Below are 9,669 nucleotides of genomic sequence, written 5' to 3' on the forward strand. Positions count from 1 at the left end.
GTAAAACTCGTGTTCTGCTAAGCCTTTGTCGCCGTCTTTCCGCAGTTGGCCCCATGGCCGCGGCGCAAGCCTTCCCCCCTTACGGGCCGCCGCATGCCGATGATCCCGCAAGCCCGCAAACAGCCCGGCCAAGCTCGCTCCCGCCACGTGGTGGCGGCGATTCTGGAGGCGACGGCTCGCATTCTGGAGCGCGACGGCTATGCCGGACTGACCACCAACAGGGCGGCGGAACTGGCCGGCGTAGGCATAGGCTCGCTCTACCAGTACTTTCCCAACAAGCAGGCGCTGGTGGCGGCGCTGCACCGCCGCCACGGCGAGGAAACGCTGGCGACGGTGCGCGAGGCCTTGCGGCTGAGCGCCGGCCAGCCGTGGCCTGCGCAACTGGAACAACTGGTGTCGGCCTGCCTGCGTCTGCATCTGGCCGCGCCGGGCCTGCACCGGGTGCTGGAGCGGGAGTGGCCGCAGTTCGATTTGCCGCCGGCGGACAATCCGCTGGACCTGGAGCTGTTGGCCTGCGTGGAGGCTTGGCTGGCCGATAGCGGCTTGCCCGCCGCGCGCGCGCCGCGCCTGCTGCGCATGGCGGATAGCCTGCTGCATGGCCTGGCGCTGGACGCCGGCGCGGAGCAGGCCGAGTTGACGCGCTGCATTGCGGCGGCGCTGAGCGCTTACCTGGCCTTGCCGGCCGATGGCGACAAGATTTCCACCTTATGAAGGAGCGAACCATGCAATGGATTGATGTGCGCAGCGACACCGTGACCCAGCCGACGCCGGCGATGCGCGAGGCGATGTTCAACGCCGAGGTGGGCGACGACGTCTACGGCGACGACCCCACGGTGCGGGCGCTGGAACAATTGGCGGCGGAGAAGCTGGGCAAGCAGGCGGCGTTGTTCGTGCCCACCGGCAATTTCGGCAACCAATTGGCCATCTTCACCCACTGCCAGCGCGGCGACGAGGTGATTCTGGAAGAGGGCTGCCACATCGTCTGGCACGAAACCGGCGGCGCGGCGGTGATAGGCGGCGTGCAACTGCGCACCGTCGCCGGCGTGGACGGGGTGATGACGCCGGAGGCGATAGAACAGCGCATCCGCGTCGGCGAGGACATCCACTGGCCGCGCACCGGCTTGATCTGTCTGGAAAACGCGCATTGCAACGGCCGGGTGATCCCGCTGGCGGCGATGGCGGCCAGCGCCGAAGTGGCGCGCCGCCACCAGGTGCCGGTGCACCTGGACGGCGCGCGCATCTTCAACGCCGCCGCCCATCTGGGCTGCGCAGCGAGCGAGATCGCCCAATACGCCGATTCGGTGATGTTCTGCCTGTCCAAGGGCCTGGCCGCGCCGGTGGGCTCCATCCTGGCCGGCGACGCCGATTTCATCGCCCGCGCGCGCCGCAACCGCAAGCTGCTGGGTGGCGGCATGCGCCAGGCCGGCGTGATCGCCGCGCCCGGCATCGTGGCGCTGAACGAGATGGTGGAGCGGCTCAAGGATGATCACGCCAATGCCCGCTACCTGGCCGAGCGGCTGGCGGCGCTGCCCTGCGTCGAGGTGAAGCCGGAGGACGTGCACATCAATATGGTGTGGTTCCGCCTCACCGCCGACATCGACGTGGCCGAACTGATGGCCGCGCTGCATCAGGCCGGCATCAAGGCCAACCCGCCGGAAGGCGGGCTGATGCGCATCGTCACCCACTGGCAGGTACAGCGCGAAGACCTGGACCGGCTGGTGGATGCGCTGCAGCGGGTGTTGTCCGACTGAGCCGTGCCCCGGCGCCGTGGCTCAGCCATGGCGCCGGGCGCCAGGGTCACGCCTGCCGCTCGGGAACGGCCGGCCGCAGCGGCAGGACGGCCAGCGCCAGCGCGGCGTCTATGGCATGGCGCTGGGCTTGCGGCGCCAGCGTTTGCTCCCGGCCATTGCCGCGCAGGATGGATAAGCCCTCGATCAAGGCGACGATGAGCACCGCGCGTTCCCTAAGCACGCTGTCGGGCGCGTCCGCCGGCGCCTCGCGACGCAGCAGCGCGCAGACCCGGTCGGTATAGCCGGCGTAGAAAGTCTTGAGCGCCGCATCGGCGGCCTCGCTGCGGCTGGAGAGCGCCCACAGCTCCCAGAGCAGCTTGCAGTCGCCGTGCCGCAGCTGTGTTTCCAGCACAAAGTCCAGCGCGCCGGCCAGGCTGGCGGGCGCGTCCAGCATCAGCTCATCCCAGTCTTCCAGGTAGCGCGCCATGACGCCTGCCATCACCGCGTCGATGTTCTTGAAGTAGTACTGGACATGGCTGATGCCCACCCCGGCTTCCGCCGCGATGGCGCGCATGCGGAAGCCCTGTCCGCCGTCGCGGGTCAGCACCCGCATCGCCGCGCGCAGAATCGCCTCCCGTCTTTCCTCTCCCTTGGCCGACATCCTTCCTCCTTCGTGATCGTCCGACATTGCTGATGCGCCAGTTTAATTGTTCAAACGACCAAGTTCATGTTTTAATATTGGTCAATTGACCAAAACTGGAGTGAGGCATGACTTCTTCAGGCGTTGTTCTCGTTGGCGGCAGCGGCGTGGTGGGCGCGCAAGTGGCGGCCTTGCTGGCGCGGCGCAGGCCGGATCTCAAGCTCGTCATCGCCGGCCGTCGTCTCGACGCGGCCCAAGCGGTGGCGCAGCGATATGGCGCCGAGGGGATGGCGATGGAGGTGGACGCGCCGACGCTGCCGGAATCTCTCCAGCGCGCGCTCATCGTGGGTTTGGTCAACGATGGGCATGACCGGCTATTGCGGCTGGCGCTGGCCCAGGGCCACGCCTACCTTGACGTCACCCGCTGGACGGAACGACAGAAACAGGCGCTGCTGACCGTGGCCGCGCATGGGCATCCTCGCGCGCCGGTGGTGCTGTCATCGGCCTGGATGGCCGGCGTGGCCAGCCTTGTGGCGCGAGACGCGGCGAGGGCCGTCGCCGAGGTCGAGCGCGTCGGCATCGACATTTTGTTCGCGATGGCGGATCAGGCGGGGCCGAATTCCACCGCCTACATGGACCGCCTGTCCGAGCCGTTCCACACCATGGCAGGGGGCGAATGGGTCAAGCGCGGCGGTTTTCTCGATGGCCGCGTCGCGGACTTCGGCGCCGGCGGACGCCACCGGGTTTACCGTTTCGATACCCCGGATCAAGCGAATCTGCCCGCCATCGTCGGCGCCGCGCAGGTGGATGCGCGCATAGGCTTCGACGACGGCAAAGCCACCGCCTTGCTGCATCTGCTGGTGCGCAGCGGCATATGGCGGCTGCTGTCGCGGCCGATGTTCAATAGCGCGCGGCAGGCGCTGCTCTACAATCCGGGGCCGGGCGCGGCTCACCGCATCCGCATTGCCGTCGCGGGCAGGGACGCCGCCGGCCGGCCGAGCGGAACAACCGTGCAGCTGGCGGACCCGCTGGGGCAAGCGCATCTGACCGCCTTGGGCGCCGTTTTGCAGATCGAGCATCTATTGGGGGCCGACGCGCCGCCCGCCGGCGTCTATCTGGGCGAGGCGCTGCTGGACCCCGAGCACGCCTGCCGCCAGTTGCGGGCGGAAGGGGTGGAGATCACCGCGGTCTGAACTTCGGGCGCCGGGGCGTGGCGCATTTGGCGTTGGCGGCGCGGGGTGCTAACCTCGCGGCCATTGATTCGCAACCGTGATGACGCCGATGTCCGACTATAACGCCCCCGATTCCCACGCCTGGCTGGAAAGCCTGGACGATCCCGCCGCCGCCGCATGGGTGGCCGGGCAGAACGCGCGCGCGCAGGCGCTGCTGGACGCCGATCCGCGTTTCGCCGGCCTGCGCGACGAAATCCTCGCCCATCTGCGCGACACCCGCCAGATTCCGTTCTGCGCCGAGCACGACGGCTGGCTGTACAACTTCCACCAGGACGAAGCCCATCCGCGCGGCATTTACCGCCGCAGCACGCTGGCGGCCTACCGCGCCGCCGAGCAGGACTGGCAGACGGTGCTGGACATCGACGCGCTGGCCGACGAGGCCGGCGAGGACTGGTATCTGGACGGGGTGTCCCACTGCACGCTGGCGCCGCTGCAAGCGATGGTGCACCTGACCGCCGGCGGCGGCGACGCCGGCATCGCCCGCGAATACGATCTGGCCGCCGGCGCGTGGCGGCCGGACGGCTTCAGCTTTCCGGAAGGCAAGAGCCATGTGGCCTGGCGCGATCCGGACAGCGCCTGGGCCTGCCCCGGCTGGCCGGGCGCGCCGCTGACCCGCGCCGGCTACCCGCGCGAAGTGTGGCTGGTGGAGCGCGGCGAGGAAGGGCGGCATGCGTGGAGCCAGGTGTTCGCCGCCAGCGAAGACGCGATGATGGTCGCCGCCTGGCGCTTCCTCGACGCCGACGGCGCGACGCTGGACCTGATCGAGTGCTCGGACAGCTTCTACAGCAAGACCTACCATCTGATCGACGAAGCGCTGGAGACCCACGCGCTGCCGCTGCCGCCCAAGGCGGAACTGGAGGCCTATCTGCACGGCGATCTGATCGTCAAGCTGGCCGAGGACTGGGACGCCGCCGGGGCCCGCTATCCGGCCGGCGCCTTGCTGGCGGTGGCGCTGGAGCCGCTGCGCCAGGGACGGATAGACGCGCAACTGCTGGTGGCGCCGCAGCCGCGGCTGGCGGTGGAATCGGTGGAGACCACCCGCGCCAGCGTGGTGGTCAATCTGCTGGACCAGGTCAAGAGCCGGCTGCTGGCCTTCGACAAGATCGACGGCGTCTGGCGCGAGCGCGCGCTGCCCACGCCCAGCGGCGGGGTGATCGAGTTCGCCGATCAACCCTGGGACAGCGACATCCTGTGCTACAGCTTCAGCGATTTCCTGACCCCGACCGGCCTGTACCGGCTGGACGTGGCCAGCGGCCAACAGGAATGCCTGCGCCGTCAGCCGGAGGCTTTCGATCCGGCCGACTTCGTCGCCGAGCAATGGCAGGCGCGCGCGCCGGACGGCGAAAGCATTCCCTATTTCGTGGTGCGCCGCCGCGACGCGCCGCTGGACGGCGCCACGCCCACCTTGCTGTACGGCTACGGCGGCTTCGAAGTGCCGATGATGCCTTACTACGTGGAGAACTTCGGCCCGCACTGGCTGCAACGCGGCGGCGCCTTCGCGCTGGCCTGCATCCGCGGCGGCGGCGAGTTCGGCCCCGGCTGGCACCAGGCGGCGCAGGGGGTGAACCGCCAGGTGGGCTTCGACGACTTCATCGCGGTGGCGGAAGACATGGTGGCGCGCGGCCTGACCGCACCGGCCAAGCTGGGCATAGAGGGCGGCAGCAACGGCGGCCTGCTGGTGGGCGCCTGCATGACGCAGCGGCCGGAATTGTTCGGCGCGGTGGTGTGCGAAGTGCCGCTGCTGGACATGCTGCGCTACACCGAGCTGCTGGCCGGCGCCAGCTGGATAGACGAATACGGCGATCCGGAGGATCCGGCGCAGCGGCCGGCGCTGGAGGCGTATTCGCCCTACCACCGGCTGCGCGGCGATCTGGCCTATCCGCTGGCCCTGTTCACCACCAGCGCCAAGGACGACCGGGTGCACCCGGCGCATGCGCGCAAGATGGTGGCGCGCATGCAGGAGCTGGGCCACGACGCGCTGCTATTGGAAACCGAGGCCGGCGGCCATAGCGGCAACGCCGGCCAGGAACAGACCGCGCAGGAACTGGCGCGGGTGCTGGTCTATCTGTATCAGCGGCTGATGGATTGAGCGGAGGCGGGCGCTGCCGCCGCCGCCAGCGCCGGCAGCTCCTCCAGGAAGGCCGCGCGCGAGCGCACGCCGGCGGTGCCCGGTTCTTTCTTGTCGTCCTGGATCAGGCGTACGAAGACCAGCGAGCGTTCGCCCTTATTGGCCCAGCCCACGTACCAGCCGTAGGGATGTTCCTCGTCGAACTCGCCGTCCGCCTTGCGCGGATAGGCCATGCCGGTCTTGCCGTGCGCCTGCCAGCCGTCCGCCGCCGCGCTGGCCTCGGCGATCTTCATCGTCAGTTCCTGCGCGCGCTTGGATACCGGCAGCTCAAGATTGACCAGCTTGCGCAGGAAGGCCAGCTGTTCCAGCGGCGACACCTGCAGCGAGGAGGCGATCCAGGCGCGCTCCAGCCCATTGTGCTTGCCGGGGTCGCCGCTGAAATCGGCGTTGCCGTAGCCGAAGGCGTCGGCGTAACGGCTTAGCCGCGCCTCGCCCAAGGCCTGGGCGATCCGCTGCGAATACCATACCACCGAATATTTCAGCCAGCGCACCGGATCGGTGGGCTGTTTCCAGTTGTCGCCGCCCCAGTCCACATCGCCGTTCCGATACGGCAGCGCCGGCTGGTGCTCGCTCAGGAGGAAGCCGGAGTCGAAGCCCATCACGCTGAGCGGCAGCTTGAAGGTGGAGGCCGGGGTGTAGCGCTGTTCGCAACTGCCCTGTTGCAGCAGGATGTCGCCGCTCTTGGCGTCAGCCAGCAGCGTGCACAAGGTGGCGGCGTGGGAGGGGAGGCTGAACAGGCCGGCGCTGAGCAGGCAGGCGGAGGCAAGGCGTAGAGTGGTCATGGCGGTTTCATCTATTGGTTTGGGTGCGGCTTGGCCGCGGCCAGCTGTCTGATCGAAAAACGCCGCCAGAAGTTCCATGCCCGGTCCGGACTAGCGCGCTTGCTGCCGTTTCAGCCAATCGACGGGCGGCGAGCCCAGCCTTTGCGCGAACACCCGGCTCAGCGCGGCCGGGCTGGCATAGCCCACCTGGGCGGCGATGCGCTTGAGCGGCTGGCCCTGTAGCAGCATGTGACGGACCACGGCCAAGCGCCAGTCGGTCAGGTAGTCCAGCGGCGGCAGGCCGACTTGTTGCCGGAAGCGGGCGGCGAAGCGCGCGCGCGACATGCCGGCCTGTTCCGCCAGCAGTTCCACGGTCCAGCCGCGCTCGGGGCTGGCATGGATGGCGTTGACGGCGCGCGCCAGCTTGGGGTCGGACATGGCGGCGAAGATGCCGCTGTGGATCTGGCCGGCGTCTATCACCACGCGTATCGCCTGGATCAGGAAATATTCCATCAAACGGTCCAGCGCCGCCTGGCGGGCGAAGCGCTCGGAGAAGGCCTCGTCGAACAAGAGCTGCAGCGTGGACAGCAAGCCCGGCGCGTCGTCCAGGTACAGCACCAGGCATTCCGGCAGCGCCAGCGCCAGCGGCCCGCCGGTCTGGAAGCCCAGGTCCAGCTTGGCGCAGACCAGGTCGGCGCCGCGTTCGCCCTCCGGCAGCAGGGTGTGGGCGCTGGGGCGCGGAAACAGCAAGGCGCAGGGGCGGTCGGTGTCCAGCACCAGAACGTCGCGCAGGGTGCAGCGCAGGCGTCCGCCCTTGAGCAAGTGCAGATGACCGGCCATTGCGCCAGGGTCGAAGTCGGCCAGATGGCATAGATTGCCATGATGGAACACGCGCGCGGAGAAGGCGCTTTGCTGCAGCAAGGGCGTCAACAAGTCCATTTCGATACGATCTGCAAAGTTTTCGAGACGATAGACCGCTGATTGTATTGCAAGATGGCTCCTGTGCAGTCCCCATTGTCGTTCAACCCGAGAGTCAGGAGCCCATCATGCCCCGCATCCCCACCGTAGACCGCCATCAAGCCAGCCCGGAACTGGGCGCCACTCTGGACGCCGTCAAGGCCAAGCTGGGCAAGGTGCCCAATCTGTTCGCCACATTCGCCCAGTCTCCGGCGGTGTTGAACGCCTATCTGGGTTTCTCCGAAGCCCTGGCCAAGGGCAAGCTCAGCGCGCGCCAGCGCGAGGTGATCGCCTTGGCCGCCGCCCAGGCCAATGCCTGCCAGTACTGCCTGTCCGCCCATAGCCTGATGAGCAAGGGCGCTGGCCTGAGCGAGGCCGACATCCAGGCGGCGCGCGCCGGAGAGGCCGCCGACGCGCAAACCGGCGCGATCGCCCGGCTGACCGCGCAAATCGTCAGCCAGCGCGGCGTGTTGTCCGATCAGGATCTGGCCGCGGCGCGCGCCGCCGGCGTCGACGACGGTCTGCTGGTGGAGGTGATCGCCGCGGTGGCGCTGAACACGCTGACCAATTACGCCAATCTGATCGCCGGCACCGAGATCGATTTCCCGGTGGTGGACTTGTAGACGACGGTTGCCGCTGATTGAGCACGGCCGAGGCTTGGCCGGCGTACTTGGGTATGCCGGCGGCCTTGGCCGTTTTCGTGCTGACCTTGTCCCGCTCAGCAGTGCAGCCGGGCGTGACGCTGGCGCAGCGCCTGCGGCGCAAAGGCCGGCGCGGCGGCTTCCGGCGCGCGGCAGCATTGTTCGGCGCAGTCGCTGAGGCGTTCCAACTGCCGCTGCAGCGCGGCGGCGTCGCAATGCGCCAGCGGCTGGCGGTTCCACAGCACCCAGTCCTGGCTGTGCGCGGATTGGCCTATCACCGGCTTGAGCGGGTCGTCGCTGAACAGGTTCTGCCGCAGCGGCGGCGCGTCCGCTTGCGCCTGCTGCGGCGACAGGCAGCAGAACATCAGCAGTTGATGCGCCGGCTGTTCGCTCAGATGCAGCGCGTGTTCGCCCACTTGCAGGGTGAACAGCGCGTTGTCGATCTGTTCCGGCGGCTGCAGCGATAGGGATTGGCAAAGTTCGGCGACGGCGTGTTGGAAAGGCGTGGGCATGGTTTTTCTTTTTTGGATGAGGGAAGGGAAGCCGGCCGCGCGCGGCGGCCGGCGGCATGGCGCTTATTCCGAGCGCTGTGGGCGCTTGGTCAGCAGTTGCTGCATTACCGTGGCGTACTGAGCACGCCACGGTTCCACCGTGACGGGTTTATCCGCCGGCGAGGAAGGCTGCTCGGCTGACGGGTCCGCAGGGGCTGCGGGCTCATCCAGCCAGCCTTGCAGCAGCGCTCCGCCAATCGCGGGCATGGTTTTGGCCAGTTGGAGATCGGTCATCTGCCACAGCGGCGCGGAAATCTCGATGGAGGTTTTACTGAACGCGCTGCCGGTGCCGGCATCGGCATGGCGATGGCTCAAGGCCAGGGTGCGCATCGCCTCGCTTCCGCACTGCTTGAGCGGCCCTTCCGGCAATTGCGACAACATCTCGCGGTGCAGGCGGGTGACGTCTGCGCCGCTGGCGTGCAGCGCGTGCAGGTCTTGATCGCTGGGCAGCGGCAATTGCTTCAGGGTGTCCTTGATCAGCGCGGCAATCTCGATGTGGCTGAGCGAGTCCGGCGCCATCTCTCCATGCGCCATCTGTTGTTTCACGTTCTGCAATTTCTCGTGCGATGCCGGCACGCGGAAGGCGCCGTCCATATTGCACTTATCCGCCAGACTGGCCTGGAACGTATCGCACAGGCGGCAGAAATTGGCGGCGAACGACGCGGTGAGATGGGACACGGGCGCTTGCTGAGCGCTGGCCGCGGCCGGCTTGGCCTGGCCGGCCAGCGTGCGCACCCAGTCCGGAATCGCGCCGAAGAAGCGGGTGACCCGGCCGCACAGCGGCTGGAAGAAACGGCGCACATCGGACAGGCACTCGCTCAAGACCGCATGGGCCTTGCCGCGGCTTTCGGCGCTGTCGTCGATGCGCACCGGCTTGCCGTTGAGGCTGCCGACTTGGGCGGCGGGGGCCTCGGGGGCCGGGGCGGGGGCTTGGCCGGCATTGGGCCGGATGGAGGTAAAGCCGAGAAATACCATGGTGGCGCTCCAGTGGCGTTGAAATGGGCGCCATTACAGCGCGCCGTTGTAACA

Annotated in this window: 10 protein-coding genes; 5 read left to right on the forward strand and 5 right to left on the reverse strand. The window is 68.3% G+C overall.

Going from position 1 to position 9,669, the window contains the following annotated elements; all coding sequences use genetic code 11:
* Window positions 1-93: 93 nt before the first annotated feature.
* Both LQT98_RS10070 and ltaE read left to right on the forward strand, forming a co-directional pair.
* The gene (locus tag LQT98_RS10070) at window positions 94-711 is read left to right on the forward strand and encodes a TetR/AcrR family transcriptional regulator (protein ID WP_231462209.1); all 618 of its coding nucleotides are present in this window, start codon (window positions 94-96) and stop codon (window positions 709-711) included.
* Window positions 712-722: 11 nt separating this feature from the next.
* The gene (ltaE, locus tag LQT98_RS10075; protein WP_231462210.1) at window positions 723-1,751 is read left to right on the forward strand and encodes a low-specificity L-threonine aldolase; all 1,029 of its coding nucleotides are present in this window, start codon (window positions 723-725) and stop codon (window positions 1,749-1,751) included.
* 46 nt (window positions 1,752-1,797) lie between these two features.
* Here ltaE and LQT98_RS10080 read toward each other — a convergent pair whose 3' ends face one another.
* Entirely contained in the window at window positions 1,798-2,391 is a 594-nt protein-coding gene (locus LQT98_RS10080) for a TetR/AcrR family transcriptional regulator (protein ID WP_231462211.1), read from the reverse strand.
* Window positions 2,392-2,498: 107 nt separating this feature from the next.
* Here LQT98_RS10080 and LQT98_RS10085 point away from each other — a divergent pair, with 107 nt between their 5' ends.
* Together LQT98_RS10085 and LQT98_RS10090 are read left to right on the forward strand one after the other, a co-directional pair.
* Window positions 2,499-3,563, forward strand: coding sequence for a saccharopine dehydrogenase NADP-binding domain-containing protein (locus tag LQT98_RS10085; RefSeq protein ID WP_231462212.1), 1,065 nt, complete (start codon window positions 2,499-2,501; stop codon window positions 3,561-3,563).
* An 88-nt stretch (window positions 3,564-3,651) separates the two neighbouring features.
* Window positions 3,652-5,691: a prolyl oligopeptidase family serine peptidase gene (locus LQT98_RS10090; protein WP_231462213.1), complete on the forward strand. Its 2,040-nt coding sequence runs from the start codon at window positions 3,652-3,654 to the stop codon at window positions 5,689-5,691.
* On the opposite strand, the gene blaOXA is transcribed toward LQT98_RS10090, so the two are convergent.
* Both blaOXA and LQT98_RS10100 read right to left on the reverse strand, forming a co-directional pair.
* The gene (gene blaOXA / locus LQT98_RS10095) at window positions 5,673-6,512 is read right to left on the reverse strand and encodes a class D beta-lactamase (RefSeq protein ID WP_048410079.1); all 840 of its coding nucleotides are present in this window, start codon (window positions 6,510-6,512) and stop codon (window positions 5,673-5,675) included. The two genes, LQT98_RS10090 and blaOXA, sit on opposite strands and share 19 nt — an antisense overlap.
* 90 nt (window positions 6,513-6,602) lie before the next feature.
* Window positions 6,603-7,430, reverse strand: a complete 828-nt coding sequence (locus tag LQT98_RS10100) for a helix-turn-helix domain-containing protein (protein WP_231462215.1) — start codon at window positions 7,428-7,430, stop codon at window positions 6,603-6,605.
* A gap of 107 nt (window positions 7,431-7,537) precedes the next feature.
* On the opposite strand from LQT98_RS10100, the gene LQT98_RS10105 reads away from it, so the two are divergent.
* Window positions 7,538-8,071, forward strand: a complete 534-nt coding sequence (locus LQT98_RS10105) for a carboxymuconolactone decarboxylase family protein (RefSeq protein WP_048410081.1) — start codon at window positions 7,538-7,540, stop codon at window positions 8,069-8,071.
* A gap of 95 nt (window positions 8,072-8,166) precedes the next feature.
* Here LQT98_RS10105 and LQT98_RS10110 read toward each other — a convergent pair whose 3' ends face one another.
* Window positions 8,167-8,601 (reverse strand): CesT family type III secretion system chaperone, encoded by a 435-nt coding sequence (locus LQT98_RS10110; protein ID WP_053074391.1) that lies wholly within the window; start codon window positions 8,599-8,601, stop codon window positions 8,167-8,169.
* A gap of 63 nt (window positions 8,602-8,664) precedes the next feature.
* Entirely contained in the window at window positions 8,665-9,615 is a 951-nt protein-coding gene (locus LQT98_RS10115; RefSeq protein ID WP_231462217.1) for a hypothetical protein, read from the reverse strand.
* Between the last annotated feature and the right edge of the window lie 54 nt (window positions 9,616-9,669).

Origin of the sequence: Chromobacterium aquaticum, assembly GCF_021129195.1 — a bacterium.
Taxonomy (GTDB): Bacteria; Pseudomonadota; Gammaproteobacteria; order Burkholderiales; family Chromobacteriaceae; genus Chromobacterium; species Chromobacterium aquaticum.